At 72.0% G+C, this 25,117-nt stretch carries 19 protein-coding genes; 7 read left to right on the top strand and 12 right to left on the bottom strand.

Annotated elements, in window-relative coordinates; genetic code table 11:
• Positions 1–8: 8 nt before the first annotated feature.
• From ACIPSJ_RS16510 to ACIPSJ_RS16525, 4 genes are all read right to left on the bottom strand, one after another.
• A complete protein-coding gene (locus ACIPSJ_RS16510) occupies positions 9–1,670 on the bottom strand; it encodes a HAMP domain-containing sensor histidine kinase (protein WP_359211914.1) in 1,662 nt (553 codons plus the stop codon).
• Complete coding sequence (locus ACIPSJ_RS16515; RefSeq protein WP_355713316.1) at positions 1,667–2,407, bottom strand: response regulator transcription factor; 741 nt, start codon at positions 2,405–2,407, stop codon at positions 1,667–1,669. Before ACIPSJ_RS16515 ends, ACIPSJ_RS16510 begins: the two co-directional genes overlap by 4 nt.
• Before the next feature lie 265 nt (positions 2,408–2,672).
• Positions 2,673–3,545 (bottom strand): DUF2797 domain-containing protein, encoded by an 873-nt coding sequence (locus tag ACIPSJ_RS16520; protein WP_401346395.1) that lies wholly within the window; start codon positions 3,543–3,545, stop codon positions 2,673–2,675.
• A gap of 158 nt (positions 3,546–3,703) precedes the next feature.
• Entirely contained in the window at positions 3,704–4,075 is a 372-nt protein-coding gene (locus ACIPSJ_RS16525) for an HGxxPAAW family protein (RefSeq protein WP_401346397.1), read from the bottom strand.
• A 143-nt stretch (positions 4,076–4,218) separates the two neighbouring features.
• On the opposite strand from ACIPSJ_RS16525, the gene ACIPSJ_RS16530 reads away from it, so the two are divergent.
• Positions 4,219–4,710 (top strand): MarR family transcriptional regulator, encoded by a 492-nt coding sequence (locus ACIPSJ_RS16530; protein WP_359211924.1) that lies wholly within the window; start codon positions 4,219–4,221, stop codon positions 4,708–4,710.
• Positions 4,711–4,748: 38 nt separating this feature from the next.
• On the opposite strand, the gene ACIPSJ_RS16535 is transcribed toward ACIPSJ_RS16530, so the two are convergent.
• The gene (locus tag ACIPSJ_RS16535) at positions 4,749–5,591 is read right to left on the bottom strand and encodes an aminoglycoside N(3)-acetyltransferase (RefSeq protein WP_401346399.1); all 843 of its coding nucleotides are present in this window, start codon (positions 5,589–5,591) and stop codon (positions 4,749–4,751) included.
• A 283-nt stretch (positions 5,592–5,874) separates the two neighbouring features.
• Here ACIPSJ_RS16535 and ACIPSJ_RS16540 point away from each other — a divergent pair, with 283 nt between their 5' ends.
• The 5 genes from ACIPSJ_RS16540 to ACIPSJ_RS16560 all read left to right on the top strand — a co-directional run bounded on the left by ACIPSJ_RS16540 (position 5,875) and on the right by ACIPSJ_RS16560 (position 14,697).
• A complete protein-coding gene (locus ACIPSJ_RS16540) occupies positions 5,875–8,400 on the top strand; it encodes a large ATP-binding protein (protein WP_401346400.1) in 2,526 nt (841 codons plus the stop codon).
• Positions 8,401–8,479: 79 nt separating this feature from the next.
• Complete coding sequence (locus ACIPSJ_RS16545) at positions 8,480–9,382, top strand: MoxR family ATPase (RefSeq protein ID WP_359211933.1); 903 nt, start codon at positions 8,480–8,482, stop codon at positions 9,380–9,382.
• On the top strand, positions 9,379–10,656 hold the full coding sequence (locus ACIPSJ_RS16550; RefSeq protein WP_401346402.1) for a hypothetical protein: 1,278 nt from the start codon (positions 9,379–9,381) through the stop codon (positions 10,654–10,656). The genes ACIPSJ_RS16545 and ACIPSJ_RS16550 overlap by 4 nt, the downstream gene beginning before the upstream one ends.
• Positions 10,653–13,439: a hypothetical protein gene (locus ACIPSJ_RS16555; RefSeq protein ID WP_401346404.1), complete on the top strand. Its 2,787-nt coding sequence runs from the start codon at positions 10,653–10,655 to the stop codon at positions 13,437–13,439. Before ACIPSJ_RS16550 ends, ACIPSJ_RS16555 begins: the two co-directional genes overlap by 4 nt.
• A gap of 40 nt (positions 13,440–13,479) precedes the next feature.
• Positions 13,480–14,697, top strand: coding sequence for a toll/interleukin-1 receptor domain-containing protein (locus ACIPSJ_RS16560; RefSeq protein WP_359211942.1), 1,218 nt, complete (start codon positions 13,480–13,482; stop codon positions 14,695–14,697).
• A gap of 42 nt (positions 14,698–14,739) precedes the next feature.
• On the opposite strand, the gene fxsT is transcribed toward ACIPSJ_RS16560, so the two are convergent.
• From fxsT to fxsA, 5 genes are all read right to left on the bottom strand, one after another.
• Positions 14,740–18,735, bottom strand: coding sequence for an FxSxx-COOH system tetratricopeptide repeat protein (fxsT, locus tag ACIPSJ_RS16565; RefSeq protein ID WP_401346406.1), 3,996 nt, complete (start codon positions 18,733–18,735; stop codon positions 14,740–14,742).
• Positions 18,732–19,907, bottom strand: coding sequence for an FxsC protein (gene fsxC / locus ACIPSJ_RS16570; protein ID WP_401346407.1), 1,176 nt, complete (start codon positions 19,905–19,907; stop codon positions 18,732–18,734). The genes fxsT and fsxC overlap by 4 nt, the downstream gene beginning before the upstream one ends.
• A 242-nt stretch (positions 19,908–20,149) precedes the next feature.
• Positions 20,150–21,607: an aKG-HExxH-type peptide beta-hydroxylase gene (locus ACIPSJ_RS16575; protein ID WP_401346409.1), complete on the bottom strand. Its 1,458-nt coding sequence runs from the start codon at positions 21,605–21,607 to the stop codon at positions 20,150–20,152.
• Positions 21,604–22,755 (bottom strand): FxsB family cyclophane-forming radical SAM/SPASM peptide maturase, encoded by a 1,152-nt coding sequence (locus ACIPSJ_RS16580; RefSeq protein ID WP_401346412.1) that lies wholly within the window; start codon positions 22,753–22,755, stop codon positions 21,604–21,606. The genes ACIPSJ_RS16575 and ACIPSJ_RS16580 overlap by 4 nt, the downstream gene beginning before the upstream one ends.
• Positions 22,756–22,798: 43 nt before the next feature.
• Complete coding sequence (gene fxsA, locus ACIPSJ_RS16585; RefSeq protein ID WP_393657116.1) at positions 22,799–22,984, bottom strand: FxSxx-COOH cyclophane-containing RiPP peptide; 186 nt, start codon at positions 22,982–22,984, stop codon at positions 22,799–22,801.
• A 541-nt stretch (positions 22,985–23,525) separates the two neighbouring features.
• Here fxsA and ACIPSJ_RS16590 point away from each other — a divergent pair.
• Positions 23,526–24,485, top strand: a complete 960-nt coding sequence (locus ACIPSJ_RS16590) for a GNAT family N-acetyltransferase (protein WP_401346414.1) — start codon at positions 23,526–23,528, stop codon at positions 24,483–24,485.
• Positions 24,486–24,512: 27 nt separating this feature from the next.
• Here ACIPSJ_RS16590 and ACIPSJ_RS16595 read toward each other — a convergent pair whose 3' ends face one another.
• Together ACIPSJ_RS16595 and ACIPSJ_RS16600 are read right to left on the bottom strand one after the other, a co-directional pair.
• Positions 24,513–24,704 carry a hypothetical protein gene (locus tag ACIPSJ_RS16595; protein ID WP_401346417.1) on the bottom strand — a complete coding sequence of 64 codons (192 nt, stop codon included), beginning with the start codon at positions 24,702–24,704 and terminating at the stop codon, positions 24,513–24,515.
• Between the two features lie 5 nt (positions 24,705–24,709).
• The gene (locus tag ACIPSJ_RS16600) at positions 24,710–25,030 is read right to left on the bottom strand and encodes a GYD domain-containing protein (RefSeq protein ID WP_359211964.1); all 321 of its coding nucleotides are present in this window, start codon (positions 25,028–25,030) and stop codon (positions 24,710–24,712) included.
• Positions 25,031–25,117 lie beyond the last annotated feature (87 nt).

Consider the following 25,117-nt stretch of genomic DNA (forward strand, 5'->3'; position numbering starts at 1 on the left):
GACTCTGGTCAAGCGCCCTGTTGCACCCATGTGGTGGCACTGTGCTGTGCCTGTGAGTGCGATTGCCAGTTGGTTTCGGGGTCCGGCTGGGGAGCCGCCGGGGCAAGCGCGGGCAGATAGAGGGTGAACACGGTACGGCCCGGAACGCTGTCCACGGTGACCGCTCCGCCGTGCGCGGACGCGACCGCCTGCACGATGGCGAGCCCCAGACCGGTGGACCCGGTGGACCGCGACCGCGCGGAGTCGCCCCGGGCGAACCGCTCGAAGACATGCGGCAGCAGGTCCTGCGGGATGCCCTGTCCGTTGTCCTCGACGTCCACGCACATCCAGGGCCCGCGCCGCTGGATGCGGGCGGTGACGGTGGTGCCGGGCGGGGTGTGCTTGCGGGCGTTGCCGAGCAGGTTGATCAGCACCTGCTGGATACGGGCCGCGTCGGCGGCGACCAGGGCCGGTTCGTCGGGCAGGTCGAGCCGCCAGTTGTGGTCCATGCCGGCCGCGCGGGTGTCGCTGATCGTGTCGACGACGAGCGGGATGAGGTCGGTGTGCTCGAACTGGAGCGGCCGGCCGGCGTCCAGCCGGGCCAGCAGCAGCAGGTCCTCCACGAGGAGGGTCATCCGCCCGGCCTCGGACTCGATACGGCCCAGCGCGTGCCGGGTGTCGGGCCCGACCTGCTCCCGTCCGCGCCGGGTGAGCTCGGCGTACCCGCGGATGGAGGCGAGCGGGGTGCGCAGCTCGTGGCTGGCGTCGGCGACGAACTGCCGTACCCGCATCTCGCTCTGCTGGCGGGCGTGCAGCGCGCCGTGCACATGGTTGAGCATGCGGTTGAGCGCGGAGCCGACCTGGCCGACCTCGGTGTGCGGGTCGCACTCCGACTCCGGGACCCGCTCGCTGAGGTTCACCTCGCCGGTGTGCAGGGGGAGTTCGGAGACGCGGGTGGCGGTGCTGGCGACCCGGCGCAGCGGGCGGGTGGCTACGCCGACGATGACGGTGCCTGCGAGGGTGGCGGCGACGAGACCGGCGACGGTGACGCTGATCTCGACGAGGATCAGGGTGTTGATGGTGTTGTCGGCATCTGCGGTCGGGATGGCGACGTAGTAGTGGCCCTTGTTCCCTTCCACGTAGACGACCTGGTAGCTGCCCATGCCGGGGATGTCGACGGTGTGCTTCTTGCCGGTGTCCTGCGAGACCGAGCCGAGGGCCCTGAGCTGGGCCTCCGTCAGACTCCGCGCGTTCATCTGCGGGATGTTCAGGTCGTCGTTCGTCTTGTCACCGACCTTGGCCTCGGTGATCGAGCCGTTCACGACCCTGGCCACGACGGTGCCCTGGGGCTGCGGGCCCGTGACGAACTTGCTCAGATCGGTCGGTGTGGTGTCCTTCTTATTGGCGGCGGAGCTGGAGTTGCCCGTGCCCTGCGCTCCGGGCGGCTCGGTGCCGTTCTTGATCGCGTCCGGCGGCTCACCGAACCCGCCGGCCGCCCGCGCGGACACCTCGTCGAGCTGGCCGTTGAGCTGGTCGTACAGATGGGAGCGCAGCGCGAGGGTGGTCACCGAGCCGATCACCGCGCAGACCACCGCGATCAGCACTACAGACGCGACGACGAGCCGGGTCCGCAGGCTGCGCGGTTTCCCCGCTAGTCGTTTCTGCGCACGCGGCCGTCGTCGCCCGCTCATGAGGCGGCGGGCTTGATCAGGTAACCGGCACCGCGCCGGGTGTGGATCATCGGCTCGCGTCCGGCGTCGATCTTCCGGCGCAGGTACGAGATGTAGAGCTCGACCACGTTGGCCTGGCCGCCGAAGTCGTACGACCACACCCGGTCGAGTATCTGGGCCTTGCTGAGCACGCGCCGCGGGTTGCGCATCAGGAAGCGCAGCAGCTCGAACTCGGTGGCGGTGAGGTGGATGGACTCGCCGGCCCGGGAGACCTCGTGGCTGTCCTCGTCCAGGGTGAGGTCACCGACGACGAGGACGGAGTCGGAGCGGCGGTCGGCGGCACCGGAGCGCCGGATCAGCCCGCGCAGCCGGGCCACGACCTCTTCGAGGCTGAAGGGCTTGGTGACGTAGTCGTCGCCCCCGGCGGTCAGGCCGGCGATCCGGTCCTCGACCGCGTCCTTGGCGGTGAGGAACAGGACGGGCACCTCGGGCAGCTCGCGCCGCAGGCGCCCCAGCACGGTGAGGCCGTCCATGTCGGGCAGCATCATGTCGAGGACGACGGCGTCGGGCCGGAACTCCCGGGCGGTCTGGATGGCGCCCTGGCCGTCGCCCGCACTCCTGATCTGCCAGCCCTCGTAGCGGAGGGCCATGGACAGGAGTTCGGTGATCGACAGCTCGTCGTCCACCACAAGCACTCGGACGGGGCTCCCGTCCGGCCTCAGCAGTTCGGTGCGCCCCTGGGGCGAGGTCGTGGTCATGGTGGACACCTTGTCGGGGTCCTCTGAGAACACGCTTTCACTAATCTGTGATTTCCCTAAGAAACACACAGGCGCCTCTCAGGGAACGCCTGGGAATCCCATCACGTGCGCATGAACTCGTGACCCCGCTCGCGCCGGGCTGTGCGGATCATGTACGTCCGGAGCGCGCGCCGCGCCGTCCATGAAACGCCGATGAACCACTGATGAGAGCGTAGCGACCCGGGGCGGGTCCCGCGCGGCGAGGGCGCGGGCCCTCGCCGGCGGCTCAGAAGAGCCCGTCCTGCTGAGTCTCGAACTCCCTCACAGGCAGCCTCAGTTGCCCTTCCTCGCCGGTCCCCGCGGCGACCAGTTCCCACCCGGGCAGCAGACGCGTGTCGAGGACCACGACCCCGCGCCGGGTGGCGAGATGCAGATCCGGTCCGGCCGCCGCGACCAGCTCACCGCTCACCACACCGCCCGGGACCAGCCCGGCCACCTCGCCGACGGCGGCGGGGCTCCCGTCCAGCCCGAACAGCCCGACATGGTCCACCGGTTGGCACGGCTCCCGGACGAGCGACTCGGGCCAGCCGCCCAGAGCGACAGCAAGCGCGTGCAGTTCGCGGACCTCGGCCGCCCGCCCGGCCGGGGTGGCCGGCAGCGCGGACCGTACGAGCCGCTTCCGGCCGTACGGAATCCGGTCCGGCACCCCGAGCGCGGCCCGCAGCAGCTCCTCGGCCCGCCGCGCGGCCATCAGCGGCCCGGCGCCCAGCCAGCTGAAGCAGACGGCGCCCTGCTCCCGCAGCCGCGCCGGTCCCCGCTCGACGGCGGTGATCCCCACCTTGACCATGCCGGGGCCGAACCACGCCAGGTACACGTGGTACGGCCGCGGGTCGTCGGCCATCGTGTCGGCGGCCACCGAGTGCGCCCGGTCCAGCCGGGCGCACTCCTCGCACCGGGCCCCGGTACTCCTGCCGGACACGGGCGCCCGCGCCGGGCACGCATGCCCCCGCGCCCCCACGCACTCCCGCACACCCCCCTCCACGACCACGAAGCCCACCCGCTTCCCCCACCCGAGCGAACTCCGCCGCCCACCACTCCACACCAGCACCGGCCCGTCGTCCGACCACCGCATCCCCGAGCATTTCCACACGTGTGCCATCACCGCCGAGGGTAGGCGCGGGCACTGACAACGGGCGGGGGCGGGGGACTTGGGCGGGGGACTTGGGTGGCGGACTTGGGTGGCGGACTTGGGTGGCGGACTTGGGTGGGGGGGAGGAGTCAAGTGAAGGGAACGGCGGGATCCTGGGCGGCTTCGGATCAGCTGCCGGTGTCCGCCGTGGCCGGTTGTTCCGGGGTTCCCGTGACGGGTGTCGGTCGGAGGGCGGAGGAAGGGTGACGGCCCCGTCCGGCGAGGCGGCAGGAGACGCAGCCGGGGTGGCCGTCGCGGGCGGCGGTGTCGCGGACGCCCAGGGGCCACTGGCTCCGGGGGCGCGGGCCCGGCGGCTTGCCCCGCCCCGCCAGATGCAGATACCAGGTGACCAGGACGCTCACGGCGCACACCGCGAGCCCTGCGACCAGGGCGGGGACCGAGACCGTACACACGGCCAGTCCCAGCAGACCGCTTCCGACGGTCGCGATCACCGTGCCGGTCCACCCGGCCACCGTATGGCCTTCGTCGTGCTGACTCACGTACCCGCCTCCCTCTCCTAGGCAGCGGAAACACACAGTCCGACGCGAGGGCGACTAGAATCCCTCACGGGGTAAGAAATTTACCGCGTAGATCTCTCACGTGCTAAGGGAATCTGCGGATCTCCGAGGAACCGGGAACGACCATGCACGGCAAGCCGCGACCGGCCGCGGATCCGGCCAGGGCCCTGTCCGCGATGGACCACCTCATCGCGGCCCATGTGATCGGCCAGCAGGAACTGGCCCGGCGGCTCGGACTGAACGTCACGGACCTCACCTGCTTCGCCTTCGTCCTGGAGGCGGGCGAGAACCTGCTCACCGCCGGCGACCTCGCCGCCCGCGCCCATGTGACGACGGGCGCGATGACGGGCATCCTCAACCGCCTGGAACGCGCGCGCTACGTCACCCGCCGCCCCGACCCCGCCGACCGCCGCCGGGTCCGCGTCGCCGCGGTGCCGGAAGCCGTCACCCGGGTCGAGGCGGTCTACGCCGGCCACTACGCACGCCTCACCGAACTGTTCGCCGACTACACCCCCGACGAACTCGCCATCCTCACGGACTGGTTCACCCGGGCCACCGCCCTGGCACACGACTACCTGGAGAAGCTCAACAGGAACGACACAGCGGAGCCCTGCTGAGGCTGCCGCCGAACGCACAGGGCGCGTCGGGCGCCGGCTCATCGGGCTCTGCCGCCCGACCCGTGGCCGCTCAGCCACTTCGCCGCGTACGCCACCGCGGGAGCGAGGCCGAACAGCAGGCAGTCGGCGGCCCCCACCCGCCCCCGGGTCACCGGACGCTCCGGCAGCGACGCGTAGGACTCACCCAGCGCAGGGAAGCCGGACGCGTCGAAGTCCACGTCGCGGTAGCGGTGCCAGCGCCGCCCTCCCGGGCCGTCGGCGACCGCACAGCCGTAGCGGCGGGTGCCCCGCCCCGGCACCCGGTACTCGGCCAGGTGGAAGGCGGTGCAGACGGAGTAGCCCACGCCCAGCAGCAGGACGCGGGCGTCCAGTTCCTCCAGACGGGCGAGCGGGGACTCCTCACCCAGATGACAGTCCAGGGCGTGCCCGGCGGTGATCCGCGCGGCGGCCGGCCCCAGAGCGGCGAACGAACTCTGCGGGTGGCCGCTGCGCAGCGCCCCCGGGCGGGTGCGGACCTCCTCGGGCAGCACGCCGACGCGGAAACTCGGGGTCCGCTCGGGGTCGAAGGCGGGCAGGGTCGCCCGCAGCCGGGGCCACTGCCTCGCCGGCACGGCGTACCCGCGGGTGACGGGCCAGCGGGAGGGGTCGGAGTTGTCGGGCGTCTGGGTGTAGACGACGAGGGTGCCGTCCGGGCCGAGCACCTCCAGCAGGGAGTCGGCGACGGCCCGCGCCCGCCCGTGCACCGGACCGATGGCGCCCAGCGACGCGTGCACGAGCAGGGTCTCCCCCGGCCGGATCCCCAACGCGCGCAGCTGCGCCACGAGTTCGTCGGGGCCGAGCGGCGCGGGCGAGGCGCCGGGAGAGGCGATGCCGGTGGTCATCGCGTGGCTTCCGGTGACAACGTGGCGCGATGGCGCACCCACACATGGCTGAGCAGAACAGGCCCCCTGCGGCGTGGCAGTGAACGCGATCGCCTCATTCCTTCCCAGGAACGACACCCCTTCCACCTCGTCCTCCACCTTGTCGGGCACCGCACCCCGCCGACGCGACAACAAGGCACGCCCCCCGAGCGGTTGAAGGCCCGGATCGGGCCACAGCGGACCGGCCGGGCTCGTGCGAAACTGAAGACCGGGCAGGTACGCAAGCCACACAGCGGGGGATGAGATGGTGCCCGTGTACCGCTATGCCGTCAGCTATGCGCACGGCCGGGACGAGGCCTGGGTCGCGAGATTCCTGGACGAGCTGAGACGGCGTCTGGAGACCACGGACGGGCCGCGTTTCCAGCGCCTCGTCCCCCCGCCCCTGCCGCCGGGCGGGCGCGAGGGACCGGATGACGGGCGCGAGGGGTCGTACGGCGTCGAGACGGCCGACATCGTGCTGGCCCTGTGCAGTCCGGCGTACTTCAACGAGGGGCCCGCCCAGCACGACTGGGCGATCCTGGCGCTGCGCCGGAGTCTGGGGCAGGCCCGCACCGGCGTCCCTCCGCAGACGGCCCTGCCCCTGGTCTGGGAACCGGTCGACCGGCGGCTGCCGGGGCCGGTCGCGACGGCCGACCTCTTCGCCGCGGACCAGCTGCCCGAGTACCGCTCGCTGGGCCTGGCGCTGATGACCATGCAGGCCCCCCGGTACCGCGCGGCACTGGACCGGGTGCTCGACGCGATCGCGGCCCGTATGAGGACGATGGCCGAAGCCGCCACCCCCGCGCCCGAGTTGGACGACCGGTTCGCCGGCGAGGCACCCGACGCGCTGTCGGCGGAGGACGCGGCCTTCACCGAGCAGTTCCGCAAGGAGGTGGCCCCCGTCCTGCCCGCGACGGCGGTCCCCCGCACCCTGACCATCCCCGTCCCGGTGACCGACCGGATTGCCAACAAAAGCATCGGTCTTGACGGCGGCGCGGACGCCGGCCCGGACGGGAGTTCGGCACCGCCGGAGCACGTCCTTGCCGCCGAGCTGCTGCCCGAACTGGGCCGGCGCGTCCTCCTCGTCGGGCCGCCGGGCGCCGGGCACAGCACCGAACTGGCGCGGCTCGCGGGACGGGCGCTCGACGACACCGCGCCGGGGCGGGCCCGCACGGACCGCGCGCCCTGGGGCTGCCGGATACCGTTCGTGCTGTCGGCGCGGTCGGGTGCGCTGCCCCGCCTGGACGGGATGGTGCCCATGCTCGCCCCGCTGGCGGCACCGCAGGAACCGGCCGGCTGGGCCGCCCGCCAGCTGCTCTCCGGACGGGCCTTCCTGGCCGTCGACGACCTGGACGCGGTGCCCGTCAGCAACCGCTCCGCCGTCTGGGAATGGCTCCTCCACCTCCTGCGGACCCATCCCCAGGCGCCCTGTGTCATCGCCACGAACGGCACCGGAGTGCCCTGGGACCGGCTCGGGGACACCTTCCGGATCGCCGCCCTCGGGCCCCTGACCCCCGACGGGGTGCGCACCCTGCTCGACTCCCTGGTGGCGACGTCCTCCGGCGACCGGCAGGCCCGCACCGCGCTGCTCCGTCGGTTCGACTCCGACCCGCTGCTCCTCGGCGTCGCCCGCCGCCCGGCGGCCGCCGCGGCCCTGCTGCGGGCGGCGGGCGGTCCGGGCCGACCGGGCCTGCCGGGCCTGCCGGGCCTGCCGGACCGGCCGGACCGGCCGGACCCGGAGCCGGTACCGCGGCACCGGCTGCTGCGGGCCGGCGTCTCGGCGGGGTGGCGGCGGACGCGGGAGGAGACCACCGGGCCGTCCTCCTCTTCCCCTCCCGTGCCCGGCCTCGGCTCCACCGGCCAGGTGCCCGACAGCGTCCTGCGGGCGGCCTCCGGCCTGCTGGCCGTCGCCGCCCTCGGACTGGACAGCTCCCGCATTCCGCTGCGGACCGCGCTCGGCGCGCTCCGGGACCCCGGTGCCTCCGACGCCGCCTCGCCCGAACGGCTGCTGGCCGCGCTCGCGGACCGCGCGGGCGTGGTGTTCCGGCCCGGACCCGACACCGTGGCCTTCCCCAGCCCCGAGGTCAGGACCTTCCTGGCAGCCCACCACCTGGCCCACGCGCCCGGCGCGGACGCCGACGAACTCCTCGTCCGCCACCCGTCCGCCGAACTCGGCGAACTCCTCACCCAGTTGCGGACCGCCGAGGCCGACACCGACACCCCGCGCAGCGTCCTCGCGACCCCGGGCGGACCGCCACGCCGGCTGTCGGCCGGCAGCCCGCCGCCCCGTCCTGCCGTACGGCGCGCAGCCGTACGGTCCTCCGCGGAGCTGCGCACCCTGCTCCGCGCCGACACCGCCGTGGCCGAACTGCGCTGCACCGGACCGGTCGACGGGCTGGCCGAGTTCCTGCCGCGCCTGCCCGGGCTGCGCTCGCTGGTCCTCGCCGACGACCAGTCGCTCACCGCCCTGCCGGAACTGAGCGGATGCCGGTCGCTGCGGGCGGTACGGGTGCTGCGCTGCCCGAACCTGAGGGAGCTGACCGCGCTGGAGTCCTCGACGGTCATGTTCCTCGACATCGACCCCTGGCCCGGCCTGCCGGTACCGGCCGGTCTGCGCCGGGCCCCCTGGCTGAGCCGGGTGGATCTGGCGACCGGCGGCGGTCCGGGGGTCCGGGCGGCCAACGGGGCCGTTGCCGACGCTGCCACGACACCTGCGGCTTCCCGGGCTTCCGTGGTTTCTCCCGCCGCTCCGGGAGAACCGCGCCGTCGGCCATATTCGTCGACCCAGTAGTGGCCGCAGGCGTCATGGGGAAGAGTGCAACGGGGTGCGGTGCGCCGAAGCCAGGGGCCGACGACGGGGGGCAGTGGGCTTGATCAAGCTTTTCGACCCGAGCGAGGAGACTTACCGGCCTGCGACGCCCGGCCCCGAGCCGGCGCGCGGCACGGCCCGCCTCGACGATCAGGTCTACCTCTTCGACGACCGGACCGTCCTCGCCGTCAACGTCGCCCTGGCGTCCGGCCGTCCCCTGCTCGTCCTCGGCCCACCGGGCTCGGGCAAGTCGGCGCTCGCGCCGAACGTGGCACGGCTGATGCGTTTCCGCTACTACGCCGAGGTGGTCACCGCCCGCACCGAACCGCACGACCTGCTCTGGCGCGAGGAGGCGTTCCGCCAGCTCAACGACGCCACACAGGGCACGCTCCAGGACCCAGGGTCGCGGGACTACTTCCGGCCCGGCCCCCTGTGGAAGGCGCTCGACCCGGCCGTGGACGACGAGGGCGTGCCCGCGCTGCGCGACCGGCCCGCGGTGGTCCTCATCGACGAGATCGACAAGGCCGACCCGGATGTCCCGGACGCCCTGCTCGATCCGCTCAACAACCTCCGTTTCGTGGGCCCCGACCGCCGCACGGTGACCGCCGCCGAGAGCACCGGCGCACCCCTGGTGGTGATCACCAGCAACGAGGAACGGGAACTGTCCGCCGCCTTCCTGCGCCGCTGCATCCTGCTGAGACTGGACGCGCCGGACCGCGAACACCTGCTGAACGTCGCCCGGTTGCACATGGGGGACGACTACGACGAGGCGCTCACCGTGGAGTTGGCCGACATGTTCGAGAACGAGTCGCCGGCGACCCGGCCGGCGGCGAGCACCGCCGAGTTCCTGGACACCCTGCGGGCCTGCCGCCAGATGGGCCTGACGGTCACGTCGCCGGAGTGGCGGGCGGTCGCGGGGCTCGCCATGATGAAGGGCTCCTCCGACCCGCTCCCCTACGCATGAACCGAAGCCCGGCCCGGCTGGGGGACCTGCTGAGGACGGCCCGCGCCCTGGGCGTCTCCGACCCCGCCGGCCTCACCGCACTGGCCGCGGCCCTGGGACTTGCGCTCCCCTCCGACGGCCCCGCCCGCCGTACCCCCGCCCGGGCCCCGGCGCGGCCGTCCCGGGGCCGGGGCGGGGGCGGGGGTACGGCGGGCGGGGGCGGGCGCGAGGGTACGACGGGACGCGCGAGCCGCTCGGGCTCCGACGCACCGCCCGCCCCGGGGCCGTACCACCGGCCCCCGGCCCCACCCGGAACAGCGCCCGCGACTCCGCCGGAGCAGGTCCCCGGTCCGGACACCGGGTCGGCCACCGGCGGTTCGCTGCTGCTGATCCGCGCCGCCCGCCCGGCACCGGACCGGGAGACGGAACAGCCGCTGTGGCGCGACACCGAACCACTCGATCACTCCGATGCCCCCGATCCGGCCGATCCGACCGGTCCGACCGGTCCGACCGGTCCGACCGCTTCCACCGGTCCGACCGCTTCCACCAGTCAAACCGATTCCACCGATCCGACCCGCCCCACCAACAACTCCACCGCCGAACTCCTCGGCCACACCGCCGCGTTCGACCTGCCCGGCCCGTCGGCCCTGCCACGGCCCGCCTCGCCGTGGAACCCGCGGACGGAGCGGGCCGTCTTCCTCGCGATGGCCGGGACGCTCACGACGGGACGCGGGGTCGACCGCCACCGGCTGGTGGAGCTGGTCGTACGCAGTCTCGCCGGCGGCCCGATCGCCCGGCCGCGGGTGCCCTACCGGCAGCGGACCACCACCCGGGCCGGAGCGCTGCTGCTGATCGACCGGGGTGAGTCGATGCGACCGTTCCGGCACGACCAGGAGTGGATCACCCGGCTCGCGGCCCGCATCCTGCCGCCGGGCGGGCTGCGCGTCCTGGACCTGCGCATCGCCCAGGGCGTCAGCCGCGACCGGGGGCGCACCTGGGAGCCCCACCCGGTGCCGCCGTACGGGCAGCCGGTGCTGCTGCTCTCCGACCTCGGGCATCTGCAGCCGCCGTCGCCGGGGCGCCACCACTCCTCGCCGGCGAGCTGGCTGTCGTATCTGCGGCGGCTGCGGGAGACGGGCACCCCCGTCGTCTGTCTCACGCCCTATCCCGCCGAGGAGTACCCGGCCGCCGTGCGGGAGACGGTCGCGCTGGTTCCACTGGACCGCCGGGTGTCCGTACGGCTCGCCCAGACCGCGACCCGCCGGGACCCGCGCCGGGCGGGGCGGCGGCGATGACGGCGGCACCCGAGCGCACCGCGTTCCAGCTGATAGCGGAGGAACGCCGGCACCGGCCCGCCGTGGTGCAGCTGGCCCGGTCGCTGTGCCTGGCCGCGCAGGCGGAGCCGTACTTCCTCCGCAGCGCCCGGCTCCGCTTCGCCCCGGACAGCAGCACCGGGCTGGAGGCCAGGCTGTACTTCTCCCCGCTGGTGGAGGCGGCCGACAGCCGCGCGCTGGTGCTGTACCCGGAGGTCAGCGCGGAGCTGCGGCGGGAGCTGTACGACCACGACCTGGACCTGCTCGGCTCGGTCCGCGACTTCACCCTGGCCGCCCACCGCAGCGCACCGCCCCTGGTCCGCGGTTTCGAGGAGCTGCTCTGGTCGGCGACGATCGGCCCGCCGCCCACCGAGGCCGAGGTCGAACGGACACTGACCCCGCTCTTCCGGCAGGTGCTCGCCGAGGGACCCACGGCGGCCGAGGCGAGCCGCTGGATCCTGCGTTTCCTGCCCCGGCTGCCGGAAACCGTAAGGGAGTCGCCGCCGGCCTGGCGGCTCCAGGTGATGGCGGCGGAACGGCTGGGCATGGAGCCGCCGCGCGGTCTGCTGACCCGGGCCGACGCCGACGAGGTGCGGACGGTGCGGGCGCTGGTCCACACCGAGGTCGACATCGGCGTCCGGGCCTCGGCGCACGGCCTGGTCCTGAGCCGGCCGCCGGAGCGGGGCGCGCTGGTCTGCGGGGCGAGCGGGGCGGGGCGCGTACAGCTGCGGCTGCGCAGCGCGCTGCCCGGCGCCCAGTGGCACGAACTGGACCTGTACGACGGCGAGTACGCCGCCCTGGGCCTCAGCGTGGCCGCCGAGGCCCGCGCGGACGGCACGCTCCTGGCCACGCAGGCGGAGCTGGGCGGCACGCTGCTGTGCGCACGGGCGGGTCACCGGGCGGCGGCCGCGACCACCGTGGACGGCCGCACCGTCCTGCGGATCGACGACGGCGAGTCCGTGCTCACGGTCGAACTGCCCGAACTGCCCGAGCAGCCCCGGCTGCTCACGGTCGCCGACGCGGGACCGGCGGCCACGGCGGTGGTGAGCGCCAAGGGACTGCACGTGGTGACCTCGGCGGTGGACGGCACGGCCGACGCCGTACTGCACCCGCTGTCGGTGCAGCCGACGGCCGTGGGCTGGTCCCGGATCCGGGAACGCGGCGTGCTGTGCCTGGCCACCGGGAACGACGTCCTCCTCGTCGACGGCGGCGACCCCGGCCGGACCCTCGGCACGCTGACGCATCCCGCGCCGGTGGTACGCCTGTGGTGCTCGGTCCGGGCGGGCCTGGTGGCCGTCGCCGACGCGGAGGGCGGGGTGACGGTGCACGGCCTGGCCGGGGCTCCGGCCGCCGGTCCTGAACGGTGGCAGCAGGATCCGGGGGGCGGGGTCACCGCCCTGTGCGGGGATCCTCGGGCGGGGTCAGGGTCGGGGTCGGTTGTCTGGTGCGCCGCGGACGGACAGGTGTACGGGATGGACGCGGCGGCGGCCGACGCCTCCGCCGGAGCCACCGATGGGGTCACCCTGCTGGGCACCTTGCCGGCCCCGGCGTCCTCACTCGCGCTGCTCTCCGACGTCGGGCTGGTCGTGGCCGCGGACGGCGGGGACCGGCTGCTGCGGCTGGCCTGGCCGGGAGGCGGGCCGGTCACGGCGGTGCCGATGCCCTTCCGGGTGCGGGAGGTTCATCCGGCGACGGGCGGGCTGCTGCTGGTGTCGGGGCACGGCGGCGAGGTGGAGATCCGCGCGGAGGACGGCCGTACACACCTGCTCACCCCAGGACCCGTGCCCGCACCCCCGGACGGGGCGGGACCCGACTGGCCGCGGGACAGCGTCGGGTTGGTGCTGTCGGAACACGACACCGTGCTTCCGGCCGGCGTCCGGCGCTGGGGCATCGGGCACGTCTGTCTGCCCGCCTCCCTGCCACCGGACTCCGAGGAGTTCGCCGCGCTGCTGGCAGGCGCGCGGGAGCAGGGGCTGCGGGTACTGGCGGAACTGGCGCCTCCCGACGAGGACTCCGCCCACGGCGAACTGCTCGGTCGGGCCTACGACCTGCTGGAGGAGTCGCTCGACGGACTCCGCCTCCGCGACGCGGACCGCTGGCCGGCGCCGCTGCTCACCCGTCTGCGCCATCTCCTGGACGCCTACCCGCAGACGGCGGTCGTCACGACCGGCTCTCCCCACGTCCCCCTGGGCCCCGGCCACCTCACCCTGAACGCGCCCCCCGAACCCACGACCGCCCCGCTCCCCCCGGACGCCGGCAGCTGGTGGTCCCTCCCGGACGGGCTCCCCCCTCCCCGGGCCTCCCTGCTCCTGGCCCTGCCGGGCTGCCACGAAGTCCCCGCCTCACTGCTGAGGGAAACCCCGGCGCTACGCCCCCTGCTCGCGGCGCGCGCCGCGCAACTGGCCCTGCGTCACGGCGGAGTGGAGCGGCTGTCCACCGGCTCGGCACGGGTGACCGCCGTCCGCCGGGAGCACGCCGGGCAGGCCGTCCTCTGCCTGACCAGTACGGCCGACGTCCCGCTCACCGCCCGGGTACCCCTGCCGCAGGCGACCGCCGGGACCGAGCCGATCGAGCTGATCGAGATCGCCCGCGACCTCCCGACCCACCCGCCCGACGCGCCGCCCCAGGTCCTGCGACCGGCTCCCGACGGCCTGATCCCGGTGGAACTCGACGCGGGCCACACCCGCTGGTTCCGGATCCGCACGACCACCCACCCGCCACCGGACGGCCCCCCGGACCCCTTCACCCCACCCACTGCTCGCTGACGCACCACGATCCAGTACACGGTTCAGTACGAGGAGTCCCATGCCAGGTCCCCATGTCTTCCTCAGCCGCAGCGAACCACCGGACTGCACCTGCAACTGCTGGCCGGCCCGGCGCGCCATGGAGGAACTGCTCCACCAGGAGGGCTGCGAGCCGGTCATCGTGGACCGGGAGTCCCTGGTGCCGGGCGAGGACTGGATGGAGGCCATCTCCGACGGCATGGGCAGCGCCCACGGCATGCTCCTGATCGTGTCGGCCCACGCGCTGAAGTCCGAGCATGTGCAGAACGAACTGGCCATGGCGGAACTGCGCAACCGGCACGACGGTTTCCCGGTGATCCTGCTGATGCTGCCGGAAGTGACCCTGGAGGCGCTGGAGAAGAGCGGCCTGGGGTCGCTCAGCCCGAACAGACGGCAGACGGTGGAGTGGCCGGGAAAGGACGACATCGAGTCCGTACGACGCGACATCCGACCGCAACTCGATCTGATGCGAGCCGAGTTGACCGGGGCGAAGGTGCATCACCGGGTGGTCCACCATCTGCGGGAGGTGGACGCGCAGAGCCTGAGCCGGGCCGGCGCGACACTGGGCGTCCAGATCGAAGCGCTGTTCCCGCTGATGCGCCACCGGCTCGCCTCGGGGCTCCTGGCCGAACGGCCGAGCGAGCCCGAGACCGACCCGCTGCGCGCGGCCCTCACCGAACTGCTGCCCCTGTCCGGCCCGGAAGCCTCACGGGAACTCATCCAGCTGAGCGTGACCCATGCCCGGGTGCCGGCGGCCGAGGCCGACCGGATACGCGGGGTGCTCGACACCGCGTCCCCCAGGGTCGCGGTACTGCCCGCGCAGTACACGGACACGGCACGCCGGTACATCCACCGGGCCAGCGAACAGCCGCTGCCCTGGGACCACTTCGTCGTCGCCCTCACCGCGGGTACCGGCGTCCTGGGCGATCTGGTGCAGCACATCGGAGAGGAACTGCTGGAGGAGTTCGACATCCACGACGAGGAGACACTGCGCGAACACGAGCACGACTTCGGCCCGGTCGTCGTGATCGTCCCGCACCCCCCGGACGCCGACCTGGTCAGAGCACTCGACACGGCGTACCCGGTAGGACTCCTCTTCCTGTTCGTGGTCGACGGCGAACTGCTCGGCGCCACCGGCGCGCACACCCGCCTGGAGGGCCTGCCCGCCTGGCGGGAGGAGGAGATGAACCGCACGGTACGGCGGTTCGTGCGCCGGTACGGATCGACATTGAGCAACTGACCGCCCCGGGTCCGTCCCGGGGCGGTCACGCGCGCGGGCGGCTCAGATCGGCGGCATCTCCAGGTCGAAGTCGATCCGCTTCCGGTCGCTCATCACCCGGACCAGGGGATGGGCCGGCCCGAACTCGCGCTCGGCGGCCAGCGCGGCCCCGTGGACGCCCGGGTAGGTGTCGTCGTCACCCATCAGGCTGCGGTCCAGGGCGACGTTGTACTCCGCGCAGAGCACCCGCGGGTGGTGATCACGGTAGAGGGCGCGGTAGGCCTCGCGGGCTTCCTCGTCCTGGGCGAGCGCCTCGTCGTAGCGTCCCAGCGCGGACAGCACACCGGCCCGGTTGGAGCGGCAGGCGAGGGTGGCGGGGTGACCGGTGCCCAGCCGCTCGATGAGCAGCGGGAGCGTCTCGTCGGCCAGTTCCAGGGCCCGGTCGGTCTCTCCGCGGCTTCTGAAGATGGCTACGAGGTTGGTCGCGGCCGACAGGGTGAACGGGTGATCGGCGCCGAGGCGCTCGCGGTAGCGCTCGAAGTTCTGCTTCCCGAGGTCCACGGCCTCCGATCCGCGGACCGGGTCCACCAGAGACAGGGCGAGCAGGTCACAGGCGAGGTTGGCCGTGCACGACATGGTGTCGGGGTGCGCCTCGCCGTAGCGCTGCCGGTACACGTTCAGGGTGGAGCGGGTCAGGGCCTCGGCCTCGGCGTAGTGGCCGAGGCGGCGCTGGGTCACCGCGAGGGACGCGTCCGTGCTCAGCACGTCGTTGGACTTCTCGTCCTTCTGGATGCCGACGAACCGTTTGCGGATCTCGATGAGCAGGTCGAGGGAACCCTGGTAGTCGCCCGTCTCCCGGCGGTCCAGCGCGACGCTTCCCGCGAAGGCCCAGGTGAGTCCCCGCTGAAGCCCCAGTGCCTGCCGGGACTTCTGATAGGTGTCGGTCGCACGGTCCAGGGCTCCGCCCGGGCGGCCCGCGAGGTTGAGGGAGACACCGAGGTTGTTCGCCACCCGGAGGGTCTCCTCGTTGTCGGGTCCGAAGTGCGGACTGTTCACGTGGAGCTCATAGGTCCGCCTGTCCTCGTCGAGCGCTTCCTGATAGCGGCCCAGACCGCGAAGGTCGGCGGCGTAGTTGCGGGCGGTGACCAGGCTGTAGCCGTCGTCGGGGCCGAGCTGCTCGCGCTGGCGCTGCAGGGTGTCGGCGTCCACGTCGTGGGCCTCCTGGTAACGGCCCAGGGAGCGCAGTGGGTTGGCCACCTGGGCCGCGAGCCGCAGCCGGAGGTGGTGGTCCGGGCCGAGGGACTCGGTCCAGGCGTTGAGTGCCTTCTGTCCCAGTGCGGCGGCGGCCCGGTGGTCGCCGATGCGCCACTGGTTGCGAACCTGGCCGATGACCCACTCGCACACCCGCGCATCGGTGTTGGACAGCGCTTCGGAGGGTTCCAGGTGGGGCAGCAGCTCCGCGAACCGCTGCCGGACCGGAACGCTGTCCTCCTGGAGGGAGGCCGAGGGCAGCGCTCCCGCCAGCACGAGCTGTGCCTGGCGCCGGGTCCGTACCTCGCGCTCGGAGTCCTCCCCGAGCCATTCGCGCACCGCGGCCTGGACCAGTCGGTGGACCTGGATGGAACCGCTCTGCTGGTCCACCGTGGCCAGCGCGTACCGCCCGAGGTCACGGATCAGGTACCCCATCACCATGGGGTCGAGCACGGAATCGTCGCCGGTCTCCTCGGCTAGCCGGGTGCGCATGGCATCGCTGTAGAGGAGGGAGTGCGCGATCGGCTCCGGAGAGAAGAACGCGCACAGTTCGAGCATCCGGACCGCCGCGGGCCGCTCGTTGCCGAGCCGGTCGACGGTCAGCCGCCACACCGCGAGGAGGGACTCCTGCTGGCTGTCACCGCTGCCGCCGGTGCCGCTCAGCACCGTGCTGACCCGGCTGTTGACCTGTTCGAGGTAGGTGTCCAGGGGCATGGCCGTCTGCCTCAGCCAGGCCGCCGCGAGTTCCATGGCCATCGGGAAGTCGCCGAGCGTCTCGGCGATCCGGTCGGCATCCCGTACGGAGAGTCCGTCCACCCTGCGGCGCAGCAGGGCGATGCTCTCGGACCTGTTGAAGGCGTCGACCTCCACGGCGATCTGGTTCTCCTCGTGGGGTGATCGCCGGGCGGTGAGAATGACGTGCCCCGGCCCCTCGGCTGGAAGGTACCGTTCCACTGTCGTGTCTCCCTCGTCCCTGTCCTGGTTCTCTCCGTTCGTGTCCTGGCTTTCGGTGATGTTGTCGAAAACCAGCAACCAACGACCGTATTCGCCATTCTTAAGCGCTGTCACGGTTGCCTGCGCGCGTTCGTCGACCGTGTCGCCGGGAATTCCCAGCTCCAGCCCGAGTTCCGCGAGGAGCTGAGGGATCCGGTTGGGCTGTTCGGCCTCAACCCAGTGCACGAGGTCGTACTGGGAACCGTACCGGTGGACGTACTCCTGCGCGATCTGGGTCTTTCCGATCCCGCCCAGACCATAGAGGAAAACCCTGCCCACCGGTGTGTCCGAACGCAGCGATTCCGAATTCAGTTCGGACCGCAGCCGGTCCAGCTGTACATCGCGGCCGGTGAAGGCGTTGTTGCGGCGCGGGACGTTGAAAATGCGGGGGGCCAGGCCCGGATAGGTGAGGTCCCCGCTGACGGTGGGGATCCGCGCCTCGAGTTCGAGCAGGCCGAAGAACCTGCTGAGCACCTGCGCGGCGGACTGGTCCACCAGCGTGAATCCCGGCAGCCCGCGCAGCGTCGGCTCCGGCGTGTGCTCCCGCGTGCGCAGCCCGATGATCCTGGGCCCTTCGGGTGCCGCCGCCAGGGCGCGTACCTCGTCGGCGACCGGCGTGGTGGCGAAGTCCGGCGAGAGCAGCGCGACGACCACGTCGGCTCCCTCCGGCGGACCGCTGGACAGCGGCACGGACGGGCTGCTTCCGCGCAGCGCCACGGAGATCCCCGCGGCCTGCAGCTGGGCCGCGATCCACTCCGCCCAGGCGCCGTCGCGCAGCGCGTAGTCGACACGGACCCGGGGCACCAGGCGGCCGCCGGGCACGGGTACCCGCTGGAAGCGGGCGAGCAGTTGCCTGCGCACCGGCTCCTCGACCGGCCGCAGGGCCGTCACCTGCCCGTCCGTGATCACGGACGTGAGGCGTTCGTAGGCGCCGAGCAGGGAGGCGGGCTGGCGGGGCGTGTCCGCGACGGTGGCCAGCACCTCCTCGTAGGCGAAGAACGGCTTGTAGGGGATCTCCACCGCGCCCCAGTAGCCGTCCGGGTCGGCGGCCCGCGGCGTGTCCTTCAGGAACTCCTGGAAGCGCTGGCGGGCATGGCCCCGGCTGATCACCAGCTTCTCCTGCTCGGCGTCCTCCACCCGCATGGGCACGGGGAGGATCCTGACGTGCGGCACCGAGCGCCGTACGTCCCCGGCCACGCTGGCGCTGCCGTCCACGGACTGGGTGTTCAGCGTGAAGCAGTCGACCAGTACGTCCGGCATCACCATCGTGGTGATGCCGGAGGTGTCGCTCCAGCCCGTCCGGCTGTCGATCAGGGCGTAGTCGTAGTTACGCCGCATGTCCTCGCGCAGGGCGCCCAGGAAGGCCGCGCCGCCCCGGCGGTCGTAGAACCCCTTCCAGTCGTACGTGTTGATCGTCTCGGAGTATTCCGGGGTCCTCCGTCCCGGGGAGACGAAATCGACGTAGCCGCCGTTGTCGAAGTTCCAGTCCAGGGTGGAGGCGAAGCGCTCCACTCGGGCGTGCCGGCTGTAGTCGTCGTCCGACGGCCTGGGCCTGGTCATGTCGAATTCGCGGATCAGATCGATGAGGCCGCGGGTGGAGTCGAGTTCCGGGTCGACGAGGAAGGGAGCGAAGTAGCGGTGCAGGCCCGGCGCCTCCAGGTCCCAGTCCATGGCCAGCACACGTTTCCCGTTGCTGGCCAGGATCCAGGCCACGTTCGCCAGGGCCATGGTGCGCCCGGTTCCGCCCTTGAAGGAGTAGAACGTGACGATGGTGCCGGACTCGCGGGTGCCGGCGTCACCCGAGTCGAACGTCATGACGAATACCTTCCGAGCAGGGGAAACGTGCGGAGACCTTCGGCCGGTGGAGCCGGCGGCCGAACTGCCTCCGCCGACTTGAGAGCCTCGTTCTGCAGGCGGATCAGGACCTTGCGGAGGGAGGAGGTGAAACTCTCCGCATCGGGCAGCCCCCAGCGGTCGTACTCGCTGCGCTGCCCGCGCATCAGGGGGAGTGCGTGGTCCAGGAGTTCATCGAGAGTGACCGCCTGCTCGACCGACTCGGTGTCCTCTCGGGACCGGGGTTCGAGTGCCGTGGTCACCTCGGGACCGCGGTCGTCCACGGCCGCCAGAAGAGTGCGTTTCTCCCGCCGCATGGCCGCCCAGGCGTCCACCAGGAGCACGACCAGTTGCTCGGGGTTCTCCTCCCGGCCGATCCGGTCGACGGTCTCCTCGTCCAGCGGCAGCACGGTCGCGGTGAAGTCCAGCGCGGTGGCGGTGTTCTTCACCAGCGAGACCAGGGCCTCGGGCTCTCCCGGAGCGTAGGGGGACCAGTCCAGAGCCGTCTTTCCGTAGTACTGGCTGGATCGCCGTTCCTCGGGCAGCTCGTCCTCGGCCGTGGACGCCACCACGAAACTGACCGCCTGACCACCAACGGGCGTGGGAGCGCCGAAAGGGGAATGACTGCCGCTCGCATCGAATCCGTGCACCTCGGGAAGTTGTTCCGCGGCTACGACGATGCGGTCGGCGGTGGCTCTCAGCACTTCCTCGTAGTCCGACCGGTAGCGCGCCTTCAACCGCAGCAGGTGCAGCAGCCCGTCACGCTGGTAGGCCTGGGACCGCACGCCGAGCGGCGGGTACGGCAGGACGGCCTCCAGTGCGTGCGCGGGGTCGGGCTCCCACATGACGGGGACGACCGCGTCCGCGCTGTACCCGGTCCTGGACCGCTGCATGTTGAGCCGCCGCTGGAAGTAGGACAGCTCGGCCCGGCAGTACGACTGACTGAAATAACGCGGCGAGTACAGCACGACCAGGACGGTGGACCGGCCCAGCAGATCCACCGACACATCCGGCGACTGCGGCTTCCCGCGGACACCCACGATCTCCGGGGAGCGTCCTGTGCGCTTGGCGACGACCCGGCAGAGGTCGTGAAAGAACGACGCGACCCACTCCTCGTCGACGGTGCGCACGTGACTCAAATAGAAGTGGCTCACGATGGCTCCATTGACGCGACTGACGCGACGTGATCCCGGGGCGAGCCGGATCGGCAGTTGGGCGGCACGGTCGCGCAGCACACTCGGCACGCATCGTCACCACCGGCACCACGTCGATGTTTGTTCCGGACATGGCGAACATCTGGGGGTGCGCCGGTGCCGCGCGGCCTCGCCGCTCTCTGCGCGTTCGCGGATTTCCACCGCGCCGTCGCGTTTCCCCCGTGCCACCGCGTCCTCATATATCAGCCCACCCCTGGTGTTTTTTCATCGGCTTTCTTCCTGCCGGAATGGGCCAGATCACGGGCGAAGTCAGCCGTGGCCTGGTCAGGGGAGGAAGCTGCGGGCTCGCGCGTCCGGATCGGCGCCTGCGGCGCCACCCCAACGGGTGAGGGGTCGTCGGGTCGGACGAAGGGCAACGACCCCGCGGGAAAGCGGACGGCAGGCAGCGAACGCGCGGGAAAGCCGCAGCGCGCCGCCTCGTCGGCCATCCCCGCGACGAAGTCGGCCCCGGAGGGCGTGAGCGCGGGATGGGCCCGCAGGGCCCACAGGGCACGCGCGACCTGACGCCCGTAGCGGTGCAGTCGTGTACGCGCGGCACGAGCCTGCCGGCCGCTCAGCTCCCGCTGACGGCGGTGCCAGAACTCCAGGAGTGCCAGATGGGCATGGGTTCCGGTGAGGGCGGACCCGATGGGGCGGGGGTCCTTTCGCCAGCCGACCCGCAGCAGGTTGCGGTCCTCGGGATCCGCCAGATCATCCAGATCGGCGAGGGCTCCGAAAGCGATGTGCGTGCTCTCGTGCACCACCGTCTCGGCCAGCCGCACCGGATCGGCGGTGTAGGTGGCCGCGATCGCCCCGTAGGCCTCCCGCGCGGCGGAACTCACCGCTCGCCCGTCCCATGGTGGCTCCAACGGCACGAGCGCCGTCCACAGCGCGGCGTACCCGGCCGCACGTTCCGGGACCAGACGGGTGACCACGTCCCAGGCCCCGGCCACCGACACCTGCCAGGCACGCAGCTCCTCGGCTGTCTGTCGGGGCAGCACCGGATGGCCGTGAGCGTTCCGGTAGGGGTCGGTGTCCTCCAGGACCACCGACAACGACGGTGCGTCTCCCGGTGGCACGGCGGTCACGCGACGCGGTGTGCACAGGCCGGTGCCGTCGAGGGCCTCGCCCCGCTCCCCCAGGACCAGTGATCGCCCGCCCAGGTCCAGGACGTCACCCCACAGCCGGGCCTCCCGCGCGCCTCCGGTCAACCGGACACGGCCCAGCGTGGGCAGCCAGATCAGGGAGTCGACTGCCGGGAGGGCGAGGCGCGGGCGGAGTCCGGCGCGTAATGCGGCGGCGGCCGCCAGACCGGTCAGCCGGCCGGTTTCAGCGCTCGCGCGGACGGCGGGACTCGGGTCGTCCAGGGCCCGCAGGCAACGCCCCAGCCACACACCGACATGAGGATGGAGCAGCACCTCCTCGAAGGCCCGGACGTCCGCCGCACGGGCTCGGCGGCACAACTCCCAGGCCGCCGCTCCCCAGTACTCCCAGGAATCCGGTGTGCTGCTCCGGATCGCTGCGGCCACGTCCCTCAGCATCAGCAGACGCCGGGAGACCTGGCCGTCCCGCAGGATCCGCAGGGCGGTCGGGGACGGGTGACAGCGCGCCAGGCTCGCGAAGTCCTCGCCGGCCATCCGCAGGGTCGCCGGGGCCGTCATGACACACCCCCGAGCAAGGCGGTGGCATCGGCCACGACCCGGTCCCGGATCCGGGTGGTAAGAACCCGCAGGTCAGCGCAGTAGACACTCGCGTTCGCGAAGCCGCTGGACGGGTGGAACCGGTGGGCACGAAGTCCACCGCCGCACATGCGCACGACCTCGCAGCTGCGGCAGACGTCGGCGAGCGCCGCCAGGCCCCCTCGGCGGGCATCGGCCACGACCGGGTGCTGTGCCGCGGTGTCGAAGTCGTGGGTGAAGATGTCGAGCCCGGTGGCCGCGCCGCCGTCCCGGGTGACCTTCAGCGAGTCCGATAATTCTATTGTTCCGTCACTCTCGACGACCAGGAAGTCCGTGTCGGCCAGCCCCGTGCTCTCCGACCGCACGTCACCGCCGAGAGCGAGATCCACAAGATCCTCGAACAGGCGGATCCGGGTCTCCTGACGCGGTGCCGAGTACCACCTTTCGAACACCGCCAGGAGCCAGTTCGCGTACGGCGTTCGATCCGGGTCGTGACCGGGCGGCGGGTGTTCCCACGTGGCGTGCGGCAGCAGGAAGTTGATGGCCGGCGGCTCGTGCGCGAGCAGGGACTCGTACACGCGAAGCGGCGGGTTGGCGAGGTCCACCGTGCAGAGCAGGCCCGCAAACAGTGCCTTGTTCTCGGGCCTCCTCAAAAGCTCTAGTCCCCTCTGGACGGAGGCGTGACTGCCTCGCCCGTTCCTGGTACGCCTGTGGCGATCGTTGGCCTCTCGGCCGCCATCAAGACTGACACCCACCGACACCCCGTGTCGGCGGAACAGGTCCATCCATAAGGGATTCAGAAGAGTCGCATTGCTCTGAAGGGAGATATCACACTCTGCGGTGTCGCGCAGTGCCTCCTTCAGAACCTGCAGAAGATGTTCGATTCGGGACGGGCCGGCGAGCAGCGGCTCACCCCCGTGCAGGGTCACACGGACCCGGGGCAGGCCGTGCCGCCCGGCATGCTCGGCGATGCGGCGGGCCAGTTGGTCCGCGGTCCCGGTGGCCATGACGGACGGTTTGTCCCGCCAGGAGCGGTCGAGAAGCTCGTAGACGTAGCAGTAGTCACATGCCAGATTGCACGGCTGCGCAACCTTGACCACCCACTCGACGAAGGGGTTCGCATCACGCACGTGCCACCTCCTGCCACGCGGTCCCCCGCTGCCTAAGCGCCCATCAGAGAGCTGACTGGAAAATGGACACATCCACCGCGCGATGCTCCAAGGTGTCCCGCCGAACTCGCCGTATCGACCGGCCCAGAGCACTTTCGGGTAACTCGTCCAGATCCATACGTACGTCCGCGGAACCGCTGAGGTTCACCACGTCGAAGTCGATCTCCACGCCAGTCGCTGACGTCTCCATGAACGCCCCGTGCTCCTCGCCCCGCGGACCTCGGTCGTTGTGCCGGGCCCCGCGGATGTCAACCTGCGTCGGGCCGCAACCAGCCCGATGGGGGTCAAGTTGCGGATGAGGTGGCGCTGTTCGGTTCTCGTTTCAGGGAAGCACACCGCTCAGCCAACGGCTAGAACGCGGGAGCCCGTCAACCCGGGTGCGGCTTGATCTCGTCGGCAGTGGCCTCAAGTCCTCCCGAGCGAATCCGTGTTGGGATCTGTACGACTCCTGGTCACCATGAGCCTTCCCCCCTTCGCGGCCTTGTGACCCATGGCGGTCGAACCATGGGCAAATCACGACGCTGAAACGCCGGAACAAGGCACTCCGGCTTACTGGCGTGGTCTTCGGGCGACACCCGGCACCCGCCCACTGCCCACCCCCACTGCACGGCGGGCCCTCTCACCGGCGAACAGGTCCCGGCCAGACCCACGGCTCCGGCTCTGCTCGAAGGCTGTGGCTCCGCTCGAAAAAAGCGATGGCTCCGCCCACCACCCGACCCGATCATGACCGGATGCTCTTTCGCGCTGCCACCGCAGACCCCGCAGACCCCGCAGCCCTCGGCCCCGCAGACCTCGACCGCGCCGCCGCCTGCCCGGTCGGCGGTCCCGTCCCCGCCCTGACCGCGGAACGGATCCGGCAGGAGCTCGCGAGCAACCAGTTCCGCCCCGAGTGGATCTGGTTCGCCGAGGGCGAGGACGGGGAGACCCTGGCCCGTGCCCTGTGGTGGGGCCGTGCCGACAGCGTGCGGCCGATCGCGCTCGACTGCCTCCAGGTACGAGCCGACGTCGTCGACCCGGCCGCCGTCGCCACGGGGCTGCTGACCACGGCCCATGCCGCCTTCGGGATCCTCCCCTCCTACAACATCTCGCTGCCCCGGGACTGGCGGACCAGTCCGGCGCTGGTCGACGCGGTGGACTGGCGCCGGGAGGCGGCGTCCAGGTCCGGGCTGAGCAGCGAGATCGAGCGCCTACGGTACGAGTGGACACCGGCCGCCGGGGTCCCGGCACCCACGGGAAAGCTGATCTTCCGTGAGGGCACGGACGAGGAGTTCCTCGACGCGTTCGTCTGGCTGTCGGCCGGAAGCCTCGACCTGCACACGCGCAACGAGCTCCGCTCGACGGACCCCGAGCAACTGGCGCGCGAGGACATCGAGTTCTACCTCGACTGTCCCGGCGAGCGCTCCTGGTGGCGCCTCGCCGAACTCCCGGACGGCACCCTGGCGGGCCTGGCCATTCCCTCCGCGACCCCTTACCACCGGAACGTCGGCTACCTGGGCGTCGTCCCCGAGCAGCGCGGACAGGGCCTGATCGACGAGATCCTCGCCGAGATCACCAGGTTCCACGCGAGCGAGGGCGCCGACCGCATCACCGCCACGACCGACACCGTCAACGTTCCGATGGCCGCCGCCTTCGACCGCGCGGGCTACGAGGTGACGGAGATCCGCCTCGTGCTGGAATCCCCTCCGCAGTGAGCCGCCGAATTCACCAGGCTCGACCAGCTAGGCCCATTCGTCATCGTCATCGTCATCGACGTCGGCGGCGGCGGCGGCGGCGGCGGGAAGGATCCCGAAGACCGCTCGCGGTCCTGGCAACCGTCGCTGCGGAACCGGCAGGTCCCAGTCGACACCGCCGAGCGGCGTGCTGAAGCCCCTGTTGGGGTGCATGTCGGGAGCGGCTCGGGTGTTCGCCACGCTTCCTACGCGCCGGGAGGACGGAAGTCGACCTGCCGGCGGACGGCCTCGTCGATCTCCTCCGGGGTGAGCAGAGGAGTGGCCCGGGTACGGATCGCGCCGCTGGCCTTGACGCTGAGGCTGACAGCAGCCATGGAGACCGGGTCGGGAAAGTCGAGAACGCACACGAAGTCGTCCTCTCCAAAGGAGAAGTACATGGCCTCGACCGTTCCCCCGAGCCCAGCGACCACCTGATCAACAGCAGCCCGGCGACCACTCGCCCCTTCCTTGAGCAACCCCTTCGTCCCCTCGGACGTGTAAGCGGCCTGGATGAGGAACTTCGGCATGACAACACTCCCTGCCCGTGACGTGTCCGACCTGCTTCACGTATCCGACGTGCAGAATCACCTTCCCGCCGTCACACCGGCCTCTCA

This window comes from Streptomyces sp. NPDC090088, assembly GCF_044747345.1.
Classification (GTDB): domain Bacteria; phylum Actinomycetota; class Actinomycetes; order Streptomycetales; family Streptomycetaceae; genus Streptomyces.